Here is an 18,067-nt window from a genome sequence, read left to right as displayed (position 1 = left end):
AACAGTACGATGGGGCATAGTAATAAACAAATGCCGGCGGAGCGACCGCCTGCGCTCGGTAAGGAGCTAGGTTGCCAGCGAACGAATGGGTGAAGGGGTTTATCAGTCGGATTCCTTTGTCGGGACAGGCCTTGAGCTTATGGGGGACTCGGCAGTGGCTGGCGGCAATCGCCGCCACCGTGGCGGTAGGAGTGCTTTTGGGGCTCGCAACAGTCTTGATTCCCAACGGCATCTTCACCCGCGAGATCCCCGCGACCCTGTGGAATTACCCAGTGTGGATCGCCACCTCGGGACTCTCAGGACTTCTCTTGGCAAGCTACGTCAAAAATTCAACAGAAATGAATTCAAGTGGTTCCGCGCAGAGTCAGGATCCGGCAACTCGGTCCGCCGAGAAACGGCAAGGAAAAGAAGAAAAAGCGACTTCTAGGCTAGGGCTCACCGGCGGCGTTCTGGCTTGGTTCGCCGTGGGTTGCCCGGTCTGCAATAAAATCGCCCTCTTGGTCTTAGGGTATTCCGGAGCAACTACGTACTTTGCTCCGTTGCAGCCTTGGCTGGCAGGCATCGCAGTGGCATCAACGTTCGTTGCTTTGATTTTCCGGCTTTCCGGCCAAGTCCAGTGTGCTGTACCTGCGCGTCCACGCGTATCGATTGGAGGTCTTCCTCGATGACCAGTGACTCTGTGCCGCCGTCTTTGCCCTTCAGCGTGGAGCATGCCCCGCAGCTCGGGTCCCTGGAGCGACGGGTGATGAACATCTTATGGCGCAGCGGCCAACCGCACACCGCGCGTACCGTACTCGAAATAATGGATGCGGAAGAGGAGGTCACACCTGCTTACACCACGGTCGCCACCGTGCTTGGGCACCTCTTCGACAAGGGACTGCTCGCGCGCACGCTGATCGGGAGAGTCTGGACATACGAGGCCACGCTGACCGGTTGCCAGTTTTCTGCAGCGCATATGGTCCGTTCGTTAACGGAGACGAACAATAAGGAGAACTGCCTCGCGCGGTTCGTGGGCTTGCTTGATGGGGCAGACCGCGCACTCCTGGCGGCGCTGCTGGATGATGCTCGGGACTAGGCGACCAGCTTTCGGCCATATGCAAGATGGGGGATCGCTTCGTAGTCTCCAGGGCAGCCGCCGGCTTCTTGCCTAGGCCAGTGAGAGGAATAATTTCTCCATGTCGGCTCGGTCTAGTTCCGGATTTTCGGATTGCAGGCACTGCTCCAGTCCGGTGGCGATGATGGAGAACCCCGCGCGGTCAATCGCCTTGGAGGCGGCGGATAGCTGCGTGACCACTGCGCGGCAATCGCTTCCCTCTTCCAACATGCGAATCACTGCATTGAGCTGACCCTGTGCCCGCTTGAGCCTGTTGATTGCGGGCTTCATGGTTTCGACTTCAAGCTGCATGGAGGGATCCTTCGGGGTCGTAGTTCAGTTCAGTCTATACCCCTAGGGGTTTCCCTGTCGTGGTTGAGTCCATGCTTTTAAATACCCCCTAGGGTATGTGCAATACTGGATATGCTCGCGGAGATACCCTCGAAAGTGCTACTAAGTTTAGGAAGTGTAAGCATGTGCCGTGCCGTCAATTGTCGCCTATGCCATAAAACAACTTGGGCCGGCTGTGGCCAGCATGTCCAGCAGGTCATGGCTCATATTCCACAAAAAGAGCGCTGCAGTTGCGACCCAAATGCGCCGAAGAAATCACGCTCCGCCCGAGGATTCTTCTCACGCCTTTTGGGTCGGTAGGTGAACGGGGCAACCAGTAATCTGGTGTCAGGTCAAGGGCGAAGGGGCCGTGTTCGAGCCCCCGCAGATCCAGCTCGGCTCCGGCCCTGGTGCTGGAATTGCCTGTGGCAAGGCGTTGGGCGCCATCTAGTCGTTCATTGTTGAATGCAATCGAAGCTTCTCTTGGTAGGGAACTAGCGTGGCGCTGACGACGGAATCGGTTTAATCGCGATGCTGGGCGACGGCCAGCCGGATCTTCAGGCCTGTTTTGTCCATTGAAGTTTTGGTCCTCGGGCCGGGATAGCTTTGAGTCGGACTTTACAATTCGATGTGTCCGCAGGGCGAACACGATGCGGGACGCTGCGCCCCCTGGAATTGGATGACACCGCCTGTGCTCAGCATTGCGTAACAGGTTTATCTGCGGACATTCGGAATGAAGGTTTTAGCCATGCTGGTAGTGATTCGTGGAAATTCGGGGTCTGGTAAGAGCACCATTGCGCGTTTGCTCCAGACCAAGCTCGGGGCGCCGACAGCGGTACTTCAGCAGGACCACTTCAGACGGGTCATCTACCACGAGCGTGAAAACGAAAGCCTAGCTCACAAAGATCTACTCGAAATGGCGGCTACGTATTGCATAGGTCGTGGCCACAACGTGATTCTGGAAGGAATCTTCAACGCCACCCGATATGGCGAAATGTTAGAGCGCGTGGCAGAACATGTTGATGATGCCCGGTTCTATGCTTTCGACCTGACGTTCGAGGAGACGGCTCTACGGCATTTGAGCAGGGCAAAGGCCACTGAATTTAGCATCGCGGATATGCAAAGTTGGTATCACGGATGGCAGCCCTTGTCGTTTGTTGCAGAGCAGCGAATTCTGGCTGACGAACACCCTGACGAGATCGTTGAACGCATTTTGCATGGCCCTGCGCTTTAGACCCTAGGGCTCACCTTATGCCGGATCCATACGCGGAAATGCATTCGGTACACGGAACGTAGGCGAGAATCGCGAGTCACTTCCAGGGAGCGTTTCAGCCCAACGAGTCTTGTAGGCTCATGACTATGCCAATGCCAGTAATCAACTCCGGCCTGACGTCTATCGTTGACTTTGCGATCGCGGATCTTCCACGCAAGGCGCGTGGCGCGCGTCGAAAAGTCGTCGAAGAAGGTTCCGCCCACGTTGTTGTTCTGCTGGAGCAGCAGGCCGCTATCAGAATCGCGCGAGACAAATTTACCGGCGATCAAATGTGTCGGAGGCAAGAGCTTGTCGACATGATTCCGCGCGATATCGGATTGAATCTGCCCTGGTCGATGGGGCCGGTTATCGAGGTTGACGGCATATCAGCTGTCGCGACGGAATTCATCCCGGGACGCCCATGCCCCGCCGGTGAAGGTTCGCCGGGCGAAATCAGGCGGCTGCTGGATTTGGTGTCCTCCATAGATCTGGTGCCGTTGCGTTCTTTGTTGGCTGAGCCCCTGTCATTTTGCGGAGGCTCGGACTGGCATCGGGTTCAAATCGATGAGGTCCTTCCAAGGATTGAACCACAAATTCGAGCGTTGGCTGGAGAAGCGGTTGAAGCCCTTGCCGGAATCAGTGCTGAGGATCGAGTCTTCTCGCATGGGGATTTGGGCGGCCATAATGTCTTGTGGGATCAAGGACGTGTATCCGGCATTCTGGACTGGGATTTGTCTTCCGGGAGCGATCGTTCAACTGACCTCGCCAGTATGGGAGTCTGGCATGGGTGGGAGAAGCTATCGAAGATTTGCTCCGCCGATCAAGTGCAACGGGCATTGATTCGGAGGAATACCTTCCGGCTTCAACAGGTGGGTTTCCTGATAGTCTCCCAACGCCCAGAGCCTGAGATTCTCGCCGCGGCCGACAATGCATCCAGATGGCTCCGAGAGAACCTTGCCTAGGCCGACACCAGCTGGATGCACAGCGTAGTCGGTGCCTGAAGAAGTCATCGACAGTATGCCTCCAAATCAATCACGGTTTTTCCTCGGATGCATTATGAGTTCTGCGGAATAGCTCCAGTTGTCCGGGCGAATTATGATGGAACTAACCTTTTTTCGACTCCGCGCATACGCGCAAAGCAGCGTCGTTGGACGGGCACATTGCCGGAATCAGAACGCAGCCGCCGTGCGTAAGGCACCTGAGCCTGAAGCGCTGAATGTCGAGACTGGTGACGGAATCGATTATTTGTCTTAGTCCAACAACCGGGGCGAAAACAGGCCCGGAGCCACGATGATCCCGAAACGAGTGGAAACATCCACGGAACCATTCGACAAGTCTTAAGGGATGCGCTGCCACCGGGGTGCAACATGGTTTTTCGGTAATCGATTCTGCTCGACGATCTTTTTGATTGAACTCAACGAGAACTCCATTCCGAGGACCAAGAATATGCACCCTAGTAGTGGCTCGGATCCGTTCGTGTTTACGTTTCACAGGCTAGTTGGCTCAGAACAGCACGAAGCCGTCATTCGAACGCATTATTCGGATGACGGCTTCACCGCGGTGCTCGTGCCGAACTGCTTCAGCTGCTTGGCCGGAAGCATTGCGGAACTCTTTGATCACTTCTCGTAGTAATGCTGAAGCATCCGCAACACGGCTCGGTATCTGACCTCGTAATTCTCAGCAGAATTATAGATCAGCTCGACCTGGAGGCTGTCGACCACCGCCAGATACGCTTCCGTCAGATCGCGCGTTTTCTCGTCTTCCTTGGCCGCAGCTGACACGAATAGGGCTCGCAGCTCGTTTTCGAAGTTACGATATTTGCCAATGATCTTTGCTTCAAGTGCATGCGGCGGGGCATACACGGACCGCAGCAGGAATCGGAAGTTCACTGACGCTGCATACCTCGCGGAAAGTGCCTCCAAGTACTCGATTCCCGGCATTTTCCCGTCCGCTTCGCTAGCGAATGCAGCTTTCGCTGCGGCCTCCTGGTCGGCAAATGCCAAATCCAGAGTCTGCTCGTATAAGGAATCCTTATTGGAGAAGTGCGCATACAGTGAGGCCTTGCGCATGCCTGCGCCTTCGGCGATGACGGTGAGTGATGAGCCATCATAGCCATGTTGCGCAAAATGCTGGGCAGCCACTAAGCAGACGCGTTGGGCTGACGGGGACAGGGGTTTTGCCAATGAAACCTCCACAAGTTCAGGCTTCTGCTAGTGACTTCCGAGATCGGTGATCGCCGGGGCGCGCTTAATGCTCACTCCTACGATGATAAAGGCTACCAAGGAGATGCCCAGAAGGAATCCCAGCCATGCCCCCGTGGATATCCCCACGGCAAGCCCTGCCAAGGGCGTAGCCGCCGAGGAAATGATCAGCTGGAAAGCTCCCAGGAGCGCAGCGGTTGAACCAAGCGCAGTATTTTGCGAAGCCATTGCCAAGGCCATCAACGTCGCTTCGGCTATTCCGACTCCGAGGAGTGCAACAAACATGCCGATGACAATGCCTGCGAGACCCAACCCAATACCTGAGAGAATTAGGCCGATCAGCGCGCCGAGTGCGATCAAGATAGTGCCAATGACGCCGAGTTTGCCGGCGCCGAATTTACCTACCGTGCGCCCGGCAATAATTGCACCGAACATCACGGCGAGCCCGGTTCCACCGAAAACAAGGCCAAAGGTATCTGAACTGAGACCAAACTCCCCCTGGTAGATGAAGGGCGCCCCGCCGATGTAGGCGAAGAGGAAAAAGAACACTGCCGAGAGGCCTAAGGCCGGTAGCAGGAATTGCCCATCCCGTGCGATGCGTCCGTAGGTGCGCATCACCTGGCCCAACCGCAACGACGTTCTGGATTCAGCTGGAAGTGTCTCGCGCAAGCTCACCGTTGAGTTCGCAAACGCGATTGCTGCCAGCCCCGCCAAGACCAGAAGCACAGCACGCCACCCGAAATGCTGGTCGACAAAACCACCGACCGTGGGAGCCAATACCGGAGCCAAGCCTTCGATCGTCATGAGCAATGCAAAGAGCTGCGCGGCTCGGACACCTTGCGCTGCGTCTCGAACCATACTCAGGGCCACGACTAGGGTAAGGGCAGCTGCCAGCCCCTGCAATGTGCGCGACATTAAAAGTATGCCCATTGATGGGCTCATGGCAGCCCATACGGAGGACAGCAGGAAAACGATCAGGGCGGCCAGCAGTGGCCGCCGGCGCCCGAAAGCATCAGTAATCGGCCCGAATACCAGCTGGCCTGCACCCATGGCCAGCAAGTAAACGGTTAAAGTGAGCTGGCCTGAAGCCGCTGTGCCGTTTAAATGCTCCACCACATCGGGCAAGGACGACAGGTACATATCCGTGCCTGCCGGACCAAGAACTGTCACGAGTGCCAATGAGATAGCAAACCATGCACCCACCTTGAGGGGGCGGGAAATTGTAGTAGTCATGCAAACGCCTTCTAAATCAAGAATCTTGCCTACCTATCGGTAGGTAGGTTAAAAAGTATCTGAAAATGTTCCAGATGGCTACCTCGAAACCGAAAATGTGAGGAGTGACGCACGGTATGAATTGGTTGGATCGATCAGGGGGAGTGGCGTAGTAAAAGTGCGGCGCTCGCCGGATGGATGGGAGCTTTTCCATAGTCGGCATCACACCATGCCGGGTGTACTGTGAATCGCAGAGATCAATGGCGGGATTCTCGAAAAGCTATTAGGTGGCTCGTGCTCACTGTTGTCCGGTTGGCGATCGGCACCTGAAGCGATGGGATACTGACAGTTTGCCGGCCCGTGCGAGTTCCAGCCGCGCGGGGTTGCCACGAAGTCGAAAGCCGCACGGTCGGCGAGCAGGAAGCGGGTGGAGTGCATGGCTAGTCGAATTGCGGACATCGTGATCAAGGCACGGAATCCGGAGCGCTTGGCTCGTTTTTGGTGCGCGGCGCTCGGCTACCGGATCACGGGGTCGGACGCGACGGGAGTCGCGATCTCCGGGGCTCCGAATGCCCCGACGATGCTGTTCCTGCGTACGGACGACGTCGTGCCCAGAGCCGAAACGTTGCACTTCGATCTGTGTCCGACAGATAGCGGCCAGGCGGAAGAACTGGAACGGCTCCTGTCGTTGGGGGCCATGTCGACCGATGTGGTCCCGTCGGGCAGTTGGCACGTTCTCACTGACCCGGAGGGCAACAAATTCTGCCTCATGGCCAAACGCATCGCACCGGAGCCAGCGGACTTCCATGATTCATGACGCCGCAACGGGCCGGCGGCGGTGGCTAGGCTGCCTTCGCGAACCGGCAGCCACGGTGATCGACCACCCGGCATGGTTTTGTGAAGTAGGAGAAAGCCTGACTGCTCAAGCGGCTCCCGAGATGCGGCTCATAAAAGTCAACTTCCAGCGATTCTTCGTCCATGCTTGGCGCCAGAAAACAAGTGCAGAGTATACGGAACCCTCACCAGATGCGATTCTACGGTTCAAATAATTCATGCGACCTAGGCAACTGGTTGTTCTAGAGCTCCACCGCACAGCCTTGTATCTTGGTGCCATGCGCGCCATAGGAACTGACCACGCCGAACCACGCGCCTCGGTGAGTTCGCCCTGCTATCGGGTCAATTTTTGCTCGCAACTGCACCCCGGGAATGCATGGAATCTGGATGCCTATGCGCTCGTTGAGTTGCAGGACGTATCCCAGGCGCTCCGGTGAGTGGACGAACAGGCGGAAGGACGCTTGTTCGAGTTGTTCGTCGAGATGGGCTTCGAGCGGGAGGGGACTTTCGGCATTCCGCGAAAAACCGGATAGTCCGCCTGATGGGAAACAACCCCAATGCCGGGAAACCCGTAGAGATGGGAAGCATCAAAAAATAGGAAACGAACCCTCGGGCTGGCTTTACCGCCGGCCAAGAAACCTTGCTCGTCAAATACGGCGTCAGGCCATGTAGGACTGGATCAACAGTGGGATGGCAGTCAGAATTGAATAGAACGAGAGGGCGGCAACGGCGTATCCGATCACGAGCGCAACGATTGCGAGCCAGCGGCCGCGACCGCCCCGTCGGGTGATCTGGTTTAGCGAAACGTGGCCCGCGCCCACCGCAAAGATCGCCAGACCCGAGTTGCCAAGGAACCACATGCTCAAAAGGGTTAAGGCCGCAAGGGCCAGGGCCGTGACGGACAGCTTGTTCAGTGGTTCCGAGCCCGTGTGTGGCGACACGCTTTGCGTTGCCATGGTTCCTCCATCGTTTGCTGTTAGTGCTGAGCCTAGACGTTGATGCACTCGAAAAGCCAGCGAGGTAGCTGAAGCTTCTCTGCCCGTCGGAGAGGGCCGCCGAAGACGGAGGAAGCGGCAGCCAATGGTGGTTGCCATCAACTCTCGAATCGAAACCCTGTCCATGCTCGCGTTGGTTTGCTCCGGCACTATTGAGTACTTATGGTCCGTCGTGGAAGGCGGTGTTCTGTTTCCTGAACGGCAACGTGATTTCCTTTTTTGCAATCCGTTTGAAGGGGCGCTGGCTTAGACCGCACCAATATTGGTGCTCCATATTGATTTGTCCCATAGGACGGTCACTGGTCGGGACCTGGATCCATGGTGCGGCGTAGCCCTGTTTCCGAGAAGCGCTCGGTCCGCTAGCGGCGCCCGCTACGGACACGTTCTCGGGCGAAGCCATCGACGTGCTGGTCCCAGGTGCGATATCTGGACCAACACTGGCGCAAGGAATCTCGACTGGCTCAACGGATATCCGAGCATACTTCCTGGTTTAGGACGAGGGGACTTGTTCAAGAACCGGGTGACTCGCTGGTGGCGAGTTCTTCGGCCAATTCCATGCAGCGCAGGCGGGCCGGGGAGAAATCGTAGGGCATCTTTCCAATAGCTTCGATTGCGCTCATGGTCTCTGGCCCCGTGCCAGGGTCTTGGTCGACTCCGCTCTCATCTTCATCTTCGTTCTCGGGGTGCAACGCGTCCCAGGAGTCGACGATCGCTTCGTCGCTCAGCGCCAGGCTGGAACCCTCGATGACTGCGTGCAGCTGCAATTCGAATGCGTGCCGTTTGGCAGCTACCAGTGCCACACGCGGGTCCTCGGCAGCGATCGTGTCATCGAGTGCCTCCTCGGCGATATCAACACGGTCGGATTCTTCTTGCAGACCCGGGTGGGTCGCTATGGCAATGAAACGGGTGGCTTGGAGGGCCGCGCCGAGCGGGCCGAAGATCCGCTCTGTGACCAGCAGGCTGTCCAGATCCGCCTGGCGCAGGGAGCCCTTGGGCAGGGGCTTGAGGCGGCAGGTGACGAAGTCGGAAAGTAATCCCATTCTGCCATCTGGGGTGCGCATGCGTTGCGCGATAGCGGCGTTTTGCACGCTGTCGGCACCAACAGGAGCCGTGCCGGCAAAGGCGTCACGGATCTCCTCCGAGGCGAACCCGGCGCCGGTCATCTTGTGGATCCACAGCAGCCGGATCATGTCTTCGTAGCCGTATCGGGGGCGGTCATCGCTGCCCCGTTCGGGCTCGGGGAGCAGGCCAATCTCGTGATAGCGACGGATCGCCTGCGGTGTGGTGCCGACGAATGCTGCCGCGTCGCCGATATTGACCTGACGCGGCGGGATAAAGGACAAAGGCAAAACGGGACCTTCCTTAGTGGATCGAATCGTGACGCCAAATGCCTCACCGCTGAAAACTCAACCGCCGGACTGACTCCAAGGGGCAACCACGATCATTGTTTTCCCTGCAAGAACGTGCTCACCTTGTAGGCTACAGCCATTCGCCACGGGGTCGCGGCTGTCAACACGCGAGGCGGTTACAGCGGAGACTGCCTCAAGGTCAACGTATCCACTCGGTTTGGCGGCATTTACTTCCGCACCGCAGTACTCGGATATTTGACCTACGTCATCCGGATCTGCCGCCGGCGTCAGCGAAGCAACCTTCCTGTGCCCGCTCGCAGGCCCTTGGGGGAACGCCGGCAGGTGGAACCGTCATCGCGGCGCTGCCCGCCGCGGCATCACCTGCGCCCTGGGCATCCGGGTACGATTTTGGGATGAAGACTGTCCGATTTCCGGTGGCTCGTCTCAAGTGGGACGTCGTGTCCGCTGTCGTTCTCATCGGCTTGTCGGCTTGTCGTTCGTGCCGGGTGTGGCGCAGCAGGGGCTCGAGCTGGCTGCGTCGCCCGATCACCGGCTCAATCCGCTCGGCGTTTGTCTGATCGTGATCCAGGGAGGCTCGGTCGCGATACTGCGCCGCTGGCCGCAGTGGTCCTTGGCGCTGGCCTTTGCGGCGTTCGCGGCGTACCAATTGCTCGGGTTCCCCACCACCTTCGCCGCCCTCGGTCTGCTCGTTGCCCTGGTGGGCGCGGGGCATTGCTCCAGCGGCACCGGATGCTGACTTCGCTGCTCGTCCTAGGCGGCTATGCCGCGCTCGCCGCGGCGCTGATTCCGCTCGACGCGGCACTGACAGTCTCCGACGCGCTGGCTTTCGGAGCGCTTCTGGCGGCGCTGTGGTTCTTCGGCTCGTGGCTCCGATCGCAGGCCGCGATGCGTCGCAGCCGCACCGAGGCGGCCGAACGGGAGACGATCACGGCCGAACGGGCGCGGATCGCCCACGAGCTGCACGACGTGGTCACCCATCATGTGACCGCGATGGTGGTGCAGGCCGAGGCCGGTCAGTTTCGTCCGAATCTCGATCGGGGGACGCTGGATCTGCTGGCCTCCGTCGCCGACGGGGGCAGAACGACGCTGGAGGACTTGCGCAGCCTGCTCGGGGCGCTGGACGGGAAGGCTGAGAGCACTCGTGCGCCCGCCGAGCAGCAGGTCAGCGACGTCGTCTCCCGGGCCCGCTCGGCCGGTCAGCTAGTCGAATTCGTGGAGCGCGGCGCGCGCCGCCCATTGACGCGAGCCACCGGACTGGTGATAGTCCGGGTAGTCCAAGAGAGTCTCACGAATGCGATGAAGCACTCGCGCGACGGTGCCGCAGCGGTGGAAGTCGCCTACGGCCAACATGAGATCATGGTCGAAGTGGTCAGTTCCGGCCGCCGCCGCAAGAGAATGGCATCAGTATCGGGAGGCCGGGGGATCATCGGTATGCGTGAACGGGTGGAACTGGCAGGCGGGGAGCTGCAGGCCGAACCGGTGGACCAGCGGTTCGTGGTTCGCGTGCGGATTCCGCGGTGAGCGCGGCCGCCGCGAACACGCCGATCCGCGTCGTGATCTGCGATGACCAAGAGGTTGTGCGCACCGGATTTGCGACGATCATCAATGCCCAGCCCGATCTTGCGGTTATCGGCGAGGCGGCAGACGGGGAAGAAGCCTTACGGGTCACCCGCCGCGAGTGCCCGGATGTCGTAGTGATGGACATCCGCATGCCGCTGCTGGACGGGATCGAAGCGACCAGGAGAATAGCCGGACCGCAGGTTTCGGATGCCGCACGCGTCCTGGTGGTGACCACATTCTCCTTGGACTCTCTGGTGTACGACGCGCTGCGCGCCGGCGCGAGCGGCTTCCTGCTCAAAGATGCCAGGCCCGCCGAGCTGGCGGCGGCCATCCGGACCATCGCCGCGGGCGACTCGCTGATCGCACCGGCGGTGACGCGGTCCTTGATCGGACGCTACGCTGAACGGTTGCGGCCCTCCGCGCAGGATGCTGCGATCTTCGAAGCACTCACCGCGCAGGATGCTGCGATCTTCGAAGCACTCACCGCACGGGAACGCGAAGTGCTGATCCTCATCGCCGAGGGGCTGTCAAACGCGGAGATCGCGGCTCAGCTGGTGATCAGCCATGAGACGGTGAAGACCTATGTGTCGCGCATCCTGACCAAGCTTGAGCTGCGTGACCGGGTGCAGGCCGTAGTGCTCGCGCACAGAACGGGACTGGCCGCCTGGTCTTGAGGCCGTACGGATCGCAGATCACCAGGAACTCTGGGTCCCCCGAGCGAGGGATCCCAAATGTCCGCTCGCGGGGGATTCGCCGTGTTCTCGAACGCCGTAACGTCATGCTCAGACCCCGAAGCCGAGTAGGGGATAAGGAGCAAAAATGACAAAGTCCACGCAGGATCTCAAGCCAGCAGCCAAGCCCGGAGTCATGGACCCCGGAACTCGTTCCTGGATCAAAACGGCCATGATGGTCACCGGATTAGCCGTGGCGATGCTGGCGACTAATGCCATCGCCGCCTGGCCGCGCAACCCTGTGGCCGCGCTGGCCATCGGCCCCATCCTGGCGGCTGCCATGATCTGCCTGTACATCTGGACCGGTCGAAGGGTCGAACGCCGCAAGGTAGAAGAATTCCCATCGGACCACGGCGTCCGCCACCTGCTGGCCGGAACGGGGCTCGGAGTGCTGATGTCCGGCGCGACGGTGGGCATCCTCGCCCTTTTCGGCGCGTACACGATCACCGGCTGGGGGTCCATTTCCGGCATGCTGGCCGTCGCCGGAATGATGTGCGCGATCGCCGTTTCGGAAGAAGTATTCTTCCGCGGAGTCGTGTTCCGCCTGCTGCACGGCCGCTGGGGCACAGCCGTGGCACTTGGCGCCTCGGCGATCCTCTTCGGGCTCGTTCACCTCGTGAATCCGGATGCTTCGCTGCCGGGCGCCTTCGCCATCATGATTGAAGCCGGAATCATGCTGGGCGCCGCATACCTTGCCACCAGATCGCTATGGCTGGCGATCGGAGTGCACTTCGGCTGGAACTTTGCGACAACGGGCCTTTTTTGGATCGATCACCTCGGGTTCCGAGGCCCGCGATTCGCTGGTCACCGCGGTGACCAGCGGACCGGACTGGCTTTCCGGGGGAAGCTTCGGGCCGGAAGCCAGCATCGTCGCCATCTTGGTGTGCTCGGTGGCTACCGTGGTATTCCTGGCCATTGCGCGTCGTCGCGGCCGGCTTTCGCTTCCACGTCGCTGATCGCCCGGGGCCGAATCATTATGCCGGGCCAGGGCTCGGCATTTGACCGAGTGCAGTGATTCGTGGGGCAGAAAAAGTCCTTCATCCAGAAACCCTGGACCGTGCCGGGACACAGACAACCGATCCAGCGAACTGTCTGGCCGGTCTCCCGCGGCCAAGGGCATCGACTGCCGTCCGGTATCCGGCTGGGCCGCCCCGACACGGAGAACCCCCGGTGCGCCAAAGCGGGAATAATAGGGATTGGACTCGAAGTTGCTCATCCGGCGGCTCTGGGAATCCGTTCGGAACGGCTGTAATTAGGAGTGCGAATGCCAAGAGATTTCAATAAGCTACTCGGGGTTCTTGGCGGTTTGACGCTGCTGGGCCTTAATGTCGCAGTCGTAGCATTTTTCTTTCTCTGGCAGATTGCGGACAGCGCCGCCGTCAATCGAATGGAGGCGGCCGCTGGAGTCGATCCCGCCCAGATGCTACCCAATGCGAATCCGTTATGGATTGCAGCTCATGCTTCACTGCTCATGGTGCTGGCCGCTGATGTACTGGCCGTGGTGTTCGCCGTGATGCTGGTGAAAACACTCCACCGTACTCGCTCAGGCGTCGTTGCGGCTTCGGGCCAATCCGTCTTTTAGCGCTGATTTAGGTAGGGGGATTGCGCGAGTTGCCGCTGACAGCTTGGACCCAAAACTTGTAGACGAGCTCGGCGCTCGAACCGCGGAGGCGCTGTGCGGCAAACAGTGTCGGGACAACTAATCGCAGACCATGCCAATTCATTCATTTCGAATCGAGAACCAGCGAGGCGCACTTTTCCAAACGGAACAGTCGCACCGTTCCGGAAGGTGGGCGCTGGCCTGCCGCCAGATCTAAGGTGTGGCATGACCCTGATTGCGATAACTGATCGTTCCGATTGAGGAACCTTTACTGGGACACCGTGAGATCATCGTTGGTCACAGCGGCCACGCATCGACGAATCAAATCGTGATCTTCACCTTCCTGCGCGCTCGTATCTCCGCACCAGCGGGAACCATCGGAACTGACTGCAGCGAAGTGATTAAACCCTGGACCTTGCCCACCATGCCCAACAATTACTGGAGGTAGACCGCGCGTCATAAGTCCCAGCCCGTATCCAGCTTCCGGCGACATCGGATGATTCTGCGGAGCACCAACCAAATGGGTTTTCGACATTGCTTCAGGCACGGCCGACCCCAGCTCGTTTCGCATGATTAACGCAATTCCACGTGCAGCTTCATCGGGTGTGGCTGCGAAAGTTCCGGTGTACACCCATCCTGGGTGGTAGTTGCGCAGTTTCTCAGTGATCGCGGGATGATTGCATTGTTCCCAATCATCAAGGGAATCAAAAGGAGAGGCTTGAATACCAAGAGGGCTAAAGATCAAGTTGTCGAGCACGTTGTAAAAAGGCTTCTGGTGGAAATCTTCGAGAGCTAAGCGTAGAAGTAGGTACCCGATATTTGAATAGTTAAATCCGCCAGGGTTTTGCACCTCTGCACGCGCAATGATGTCCATTGCGTCCCAAGGTTCTGCGGCGTTCTCTACTGCAGCTCGATAGTCCGGCCAAACAAAATAATCATTGAGCCCGGAACGGTGTGAGAGCAAGTCTTCGAACGACAGAGATTTCAAATGCGCTGGTAGCCAGACCAGGCGATCACCGATGTGTAGTTGCGGATTAAACGTCAAGAGAACAGCGGCGGCGGTGTAGGATTTCGCGATGCTGTAGATAGGGACAGTGTGCTGCATATCTCCATCCTGCCATCAGTCTAGGACAAGAGGGATAAGTGCCCACCTGAATTGATTTCCTGAACGATCGATTTCGATGCGCACAAGAGGAACGTCTACCGGGACACTCCAATACACTAAACCCTTATGGGCGCGTCCCCAGAATCGTGGCGAAGTCGCTGTTGGCTTGGAGATGCTCCAGCGCATCGGTAGACAGCAATCGCACCAGATAGACGATTCGGCGACGTTCACCCTCCGAGCCACGGAGAATGTTCTCATGGTGGGCCACTCGGTTCCGAAAGCGACGAAGCGAGGCAAGTGAGTCGTTGAGTCGGTTCCGGTCTGTCCCTGGAGGGAACGCCTTGTGGAGATGGGGAACCCAGATCGTTTTTTCATGCGCGTCAGCCAAGAGATAGGTCCAGAAGCCGAACATGATCTCAGCGACTGTCTTCCCTGGCAATGGTGGGGCATGTGGCTTTGTTGCTGCGCTTGTTCGGGCGCGCTCGACGTTGCTCCTGGGAATCTTGTTCACGTCATGCAACCGACCGGTCAGCTTGTTTCGTCGCATCACAATGGGGAATAGGGCAAGTAGCGTAGCTGGGTCGGTCCAATGCGTGTCACCTGGGAGTGTCGCTGCTGCAAGTTGGCGGTCGCACGCGTTCCGCAGGCCGACTTCGAGGTGGCTGAGGTCGTGGAGAAAAGCGGCACTGAGCTTGGCGTTCCAGTTATATAGGTCCAGGGCGCGTGTGCGAGAGCCTCCCGCGACTTCGAGGTAGGTGGAAAAGCGGTCCATGCTCAGCCAGTTCTCGATCCAAGTATCGTTGCCCGATGCCTTCGCCATATGTCACCTTTCAAGGTAAGGTTGATTTGCAAGCCCTTGATGACCGCTGTTTCATGTTACTCGGGCCATGAATTGGAAACTCCGGTATTTCGCCTTGGCGGACCCGGAGTTTTTCTTTTCCCGAATCTCCCCCGTTTGGGGAACGTTTTGCGGGACGGCTATACAGAATTCAAAGTTACCTGTTCAGAGTCAGCCGATTCGTTTTTGTGCCGTCGCGGTTCCTCGAACGCGAGAACGCCAGTATCCCAGAAATATTGCTACTGCTCCGACTAAGAATAGAAGTACGTTGATGACGGTAGAGGCAATGCGATCATCGCCGGTCACTGACCAGCTGCTAAGCGTGCCAACAATGGCCAAGAGCAGCAGGACCGTTCCAATAGCCTTCAATCTTCCAGGTTTCATGTTCTCAGCCTAGCGACCTTGGAACTAGGAAAGAACGAGCCTATATAGGCTGGAGGCAACGTCGGCTCAAGAACCACCTGCGGGACATCGGCGGTTGGGTTTAGGCCGTAGCGGCCAACTAACAAATTTCCTTTAGCATCCGTCGCTCAATCTGGCCCGATAATTGGTCATGCTTCACCTGTTCAGTACCGACAAATCCAGATCCCTCGTAAACGGCAAGAGCACGACTGTTGTCATCGATGACCCATAGTTCCAGAGCCGCGCGACCGATACTCTTGGCGTATTCTTCAACGGCGACTAGCAGGCTACTTGCCACGCCACTGCCCCACACCTCGGGGGTGGCTGCAAGGTAGAAGATCTCTAGGCTTTCTTCGTGAGGTGCAAAGAGCGCGAATCCCACGCAGGAGTCTTCGCGGTTGGCAACGAGGAGTTTAGCTCCCTCCAGCTGTAATCGCCGTTGGATTCCAAGGATTTTTTCTTCGCCGGTAAGCGGCTCTGGACGTTGGTCGCGCACGGCTGTGGCGCGGGCCCAAATCAATGCGGCCTCATTGATTCCGTCTGGCTCAAGACTCAGGACCAACTGCAACTCATCATCCAAGCAATTCACCAAAACATTCTTTCACAGCACCCAGTGCCCGGAGAAGGAACGCTTTATGGGACAGCGGGGCTTCACCTCGATTTGGCCATCCCGTGAAAAGCTATAGTGTAAGAAAACCGAAGACCGACCGGGGGTAACGACATGGAAAGTGCCGACGTCATTATGATCGGCGTAATCGTGACAATCGGATTGATTGGCGCGGGCTTCTTCACGAAGAAGAAAAGTCGAGACTAGTCAGTTCACTTGCACTTCCGTGGATGTATCTACCAGGCCTCAGCGGAGGGCCAGCTCCATTGCCGTGATTACGCTCAGGGGGCATCAGAAGAGCTTCGCCTGCACCGGTCAAGGTTCCGCTACGGGACAGAATCAAGCCAAACCCGTCTCGTAGCAGGAACCCTCTACGGACAGCTAAGATCTTCGACAGCTACTTGGAACAGGAATATCAGTCGAGTCCAGCCTGAGGCATTAATTCGATATCAGAATTCGTGAATCTACAGTTGGCTCGTGCGACAACTTACGAGAGAGCTTCGCGGGTTTTTTCGCGGGTCGGTATAGATAGAAAAACAAGAGTGGCTAGAGCCATGCCAAACAGCAATACTAAGGAAAAAATGTAGAAGAATCCTGTATTGCTAGCAACAAAGGTAACCATTGGATTCTGATTCCTCGAAACGTATTCACCATGCTGAGCCGGTATCGACGTCAGAGTCAAAATCGAAAAACGTACGAGACACGCTATCGCTGATGCTATGGCAAGATAAAACGGGACATTCTTCGGCACATGCGCGCTGAAAGCCTCAAGTTTCGCTATTCGCTGTGCCGAAAGGATGAAGAATAAGGAACCCAGCGACAGAAAAATGATTTGCCCTGCCCATGACTGTATTGCTAGCAAGGACAAGATCGCCATCCCTGTACCTGACCAAGAGAGTAATCGAATACCGGCTGCTGATTTCGCGTTCATTCTTCACACCCTACCCGCGCTCGAAGCGTATAGAGCTGGTTCCGGTTAGTGCCTTGTTCATGGTCTGACTCATTGCAAAGTAATTCATCATTTCTATCGCAACGGTTAGGTGGCCGGCTAAATGGGATTTGGTGGACACACCCTCTAACCTTGTATCCAGCGCAGGTTCCGTAAGCCTAACCTTCACTGGGCACAATCTCCCACCCTTTTCATGGGGTTCGGTTCACTCGTGCTGAGACGAGCCCATGACAGCTCACCCGCTGACCGGTTCGCGGTTGATGATTTCTGTGACATCGCTGATTTCCGTGATCCAGTCATGGACTTCGGGTGCCACAAGCTTGAAGAGGGCGTTCATATCGGCCAAGCGCTCCGTGACACTGGTTGAGGCACTGGCAACCGGTTCGAGGTGGGCCAGCCGATTTCTTAAACTTACTGCCGATTCGAGAAACCTGGAGACGTCCGCCCGGGCTGTGCCGCGTGGGAAACCCCGATGTAGATAGGGGGTCCAGAGCGTGCTTTCTCGGACTCTCGGCGTGATGAGGAATTGCCAGAAGCCAAATGAGAGCCTGGCAATGACCATACCGTGGGTGGCGGCCGCTCCGACGTCACGTTGGGCTTGGCGGAGTAGTTTCAGGCCGTCGTTGTTTAATTTTTGCTGTCGCATGCGGACCCTTTGCGTACCGTTTTGCAGTTGCAGCCAGCCGGGCGTTGGTTGTGCTGCCCAGTCGGGAAAAGTCGGTGCCAACTGACCGTCAAGGGCATTGCGAACTGCGACTTCCACATGGGCTAGATCGCGAAGGATTGCCGAAGAGAGTTCAGAGTTCCAGGAGTAGATTTCCATGGCCAGCGAGTGATCACCTGAGGCCAACGCCAGATACTTGTCGTAGCGGTGTTGCGATAGCCATGCGATGGCCTGCCTGGGAGTGGGAACATTGGCATGTGGTAATCCTTCAGGCATAAGTAGTAGACTACAGGAGCACTACGGGATCGGTCCTCTGTTCAATGG

General features: G+C 57.8%; 20 protein-coding genes. 10 read left to right on the top strand and 10 right to left on the bottom strand.

Features of this window, described 5'->3' with window-relative positions:
* Positions 1 to 71 precede the first annotated feature (71 nt).
* Together CQ017_RS11820 and CQ017_RS11815 are read left to right on the top strand one after the other, a co-directional pair.
* Positions 72 to 668, top strand: a complete 597-nt coding sequence (locus CQ017_RS11820) for a hypothetical protein (protein ID WP_105553872.1) — start codon at positions 72 to 74, stop codon at positions 666 to 668.
* Complete coding sequence (locus tag CQ017_RS11815; protein WP_105553871.1) at positions 665 to 1,075, top strand: BlaI/MecI/CopY family transcriptional regulator; 411 nt, start codon at positions 665 to 667, stop codon at positions 1,073 to 1,075. The genes CQ017_RS11820 and CQ017_RS11815 overlap by 4 nt, the downstream gene beginning before the upstream one ends.
* Positions 1,076 to 1,147: 72 nt before the next feature.
* Here CQ017_RS11815 and CQ017_RS11810 read toward each other — a convergent pair whose 3' ends face one another.
* Positions 1,148 to 1,405 (bottom strand): metal-sensitive transcriptional regulator, encoded by a 258-nt coding sequence (locus CQ017_RS11810; protein ID WP_105553870.1) that lies wholly within the window; start codon positions 1,403 to 1,405, stop codon positions 1,148 to 1,150.
* A 766-nt stretch (positions 1,406 to 2,171) separates the two neighbouring features.
* Between CQ017_RS11810 and CQ017_RS11805 the strand changes: the two genes are divergently transcribed.
* Positions 2,172 to 2,657: a zeta toxin family protein gene (locus tag CQ017_RS11805; protein ID WP_181150544.1), complete on the top strand. Its 486-nt coding sequence runs from the start codon at positions 2,172 to 2,174 to the stop codon at positions 2,655 to 2,657.
* A gap of 125 nt (positions 2,658 to 2,782) precedes the next feature.
* Positions 2,783 to 3,637 (top strand): phosphotransferase, encoded by an 855-nt coding sequence (locus CQ017_RS11800; RefSeq protein ID WP_181148600.1) that lies wholly within the window; start codon positions 2,783 to 2,785, stop codon positions 3,635 to 3,637.
* Between the two features lie 654 nt (positions 3,638 to 4,291).
* Here the strand turns inward: CQ017_RS11800 and CQ017_RS11795 are convergent.
* Positions 4,292 to 4,816, bottom strand: a complete 525-nt coding sequence (locus CQ017_RS11795) for a TetR/AcrR family transcriptional regulator (protein WP_181148599.1) — start codon at positions 4,814 to 4,816, stop codon at positions 4,292 to 4,294.
* A 69-nt stretch (positions 4,817 to 4,885) separates the two neighbouring features.
* Complete coding sequence (locus CQ017_RS11790) at positions 4,886 to 6,109, bottom strand: multidrug effflux MFS transporter (RefSeq protein WP_105553866.1); 1,224 nt, start codon at positions 6,107 to 6,109, stop codon at positions 4,886 to 4,888.
* Between the two features lie 415 nt (positions 6,110 to 6,524).
* Here CQ017_RS11790 and CQ017_RS11785 point away from each other — a divergent pair, with 415 nt between their 5' ends.
* Positions 6,525 to 6,905 (top strand): VOC family protein, encoded by a 381-nt coding sequence (locus CQ017_RS11785; protein WP_105553865.1) that lies wholly within the window; start codon positions 6,525 to 6,527, stop codon positions 6,903 to 6,905.
* Between the two features lie 676 nt (positions 6,906 to 7,581).
* Here CQ017_RS11785 and CQ017_RS11780 read toward each other — a convergent pair.
* The gene (locus CQ017_RS11780) at positions 7,582 to 7,878 is read right to left on the bottom strand and encodes a DUF4190 domain-containing protein (RefSeq protein WP_105553864.1); all 297 of its coding nucleotides are present in this window, start codon (positions 7,876 to 7,878) and stop codon (positions 7,582 to 7,584) included.
* Positions 7,879 to 8,002: 124 nt separating this feature from the next.
* Between CQ017_RS11780 and CQ017_RS18135 the strand changes: the two genes are divergently transcribed.
* On the top strand, positions 8,003 to 8,167 hold the full coding sequence (locus CQ017_RS18135) for a hypothetical protein (protein ID WP_181148597.1): 165 nt from the start codon (positions 8,003 to 8,005) through the stop codon (positions 8,165 to 8,167).
* Positions 8,168 to 8,426: 259 nt separating this feature from the next.
* Here the strand turns inward: CQ017_RS18135 and CQ017_RS11775 are convergent, their stop codons facing one another.
* Entirely contained in the window at positions 8,427 to 9,266 is an 840-nt protein-coding gene (locus CQ017_RS11775; protein WP_105553863.1) for a MerR family transcriptional regulator, read from the bottom strand.
* A 570-nt stretch (positions 9,267 to 9,836) separates the two neighbouring features.
* Here CQ017_RS11775 and CQ017_RS11765 point away from each other — a divergent pair.
* The 4 genes from CQ017_RS11765 (at position 9,837) to CQ017_RS11750 (ending at position 13,160) form a co-directional block, all read left to right on the top strand.
* Positions 9,837 to 10,808: a sensor histidine kinase gene (locus CQ017_RS11765; protein WP_146112480.1), complete on the top strand. Its 972-nt coding sequence runs from the start codon at positions 9,837 to 9,839 to the stop codon at positions 10,806 to 10,808.
* The gene (locus tag CQ017_RS11760) at positions 10,805 to 11,521 is read left to right on the top strand and encodes a response regulator transcription factor (RefSeq protein ID WP_105553860.1); all 717 of its coding nucleotides are present in this window, start codon (positions 10,805 to 10,807) and stop codon (positions 11,519 to 11,521) included. The genes CQ017_RS11765 and CQ017_RS11760 overlap by 4 nt, the downstream gene beginning before the upstream one ends.
* 145 nt (positions 11,522 to 11,666) lie before the next feature.
* The gene (locus CQ017_RS11755; RefSeq protein WP_105553859.1) at positions 11,667 to 12,593 is read left to right on the top strand and encodes a CPBP family intramembrane glutamic endopeptidase; all 927 of its coding nucleotides are present in this window, start codon (positions 11,667 to 11,669) and stop codon (positions 12,591 to 12,593) included.
* Positions 12,594 to 12,842: 249 nt separating this feature from the next.
* A complete protein-coding gene (locus tag CQ017_RS11750; protein WP_096287603.1) occupies positions 12,843 to 13,160 on the top strand; it encodes a hypothetical protein in 318 nt (105 codons plus the stop codon).
* Positions 13,161 to 13,446: 286 nt separating this feature from the next.
* Here the strand turns inward: CQ017_RS11750 and CQ017_RS11745 are convergent, their stop codons facing one another.
* The 5 genes from CQ017_RS11745 to CQ017_RS11725 form a co-directional block, all read right to left on the bottom strand.
* Positions 13,447 to 14,283, bottom strand: coding sequence for a serine hydrolase (locus tag CQ017_RS11745; protein WP_105553858.1), 837 nt, complete (start codon positions 14,281 to 14,283; stop codon positions 13,447 to 13,449).
* 124 nt (positions 14,284 to 14,407) lie between these two features.
* Complete coding sequence (locus tag CQ017_RS11740) at positions 14,408 to 15,103, bottom strand: Abi family protein (protein WP_219843934.1); 696 nt, start codon at positions 15,101 to 15,103, stop codon at positions 14,408 to 14,410.
* Between the two features lie 520 nt (positions 15,104 to 15,623).
* Entirely contained in the window at positions 15,624 to 16,112 is a 489-nt protein-coding gene (locus tag CQ017_RS11735) for an N-acetyltransferase (RefSeq protein WP_181150543.1), read from the bottom strand.
* A 505-nt stretch (positions 16,113 to 16,617) separates the two neighbouring features.
* The gene (locus CQ017_RS11730) at positions 16,618 to 17,061 is read right to left on the bottom strand and encodes a hypothetical protein (RefSeq protein ID WP_141393567.1); all 444 of its coding nucleotides are present in this window, start codon (positions 17,059 to 17,061) and stop codon (positions 16,618 to 16,620) included.
* 253 nt (positions 17,062 to 17,314) lie between these two features.
* Entirely contained in the window at positions 17,315 to 18,019 is a 705-nt protein-coding gene (locus CQ017_RS11725) for a DNA-binding protein (RefSeq protein ID WP_105553857.1), read from the bottom strand.
* Between the last annotated feature and the right edge of the window lie 48 nt (positions 18,020 to 18,067).

Origin of the sequence: Arthrobacter sp. MYb224, assembly GCF_002975455.1 — a bacterium.
GTDB lineage: Bacteria > Actinomycetota > Actinomycetes > Actinomycetales > Micrococcaceae > Glutamicibacter.
This window is presented reverse-complemented; position numbering and strand designations above follow the sequence as displayed.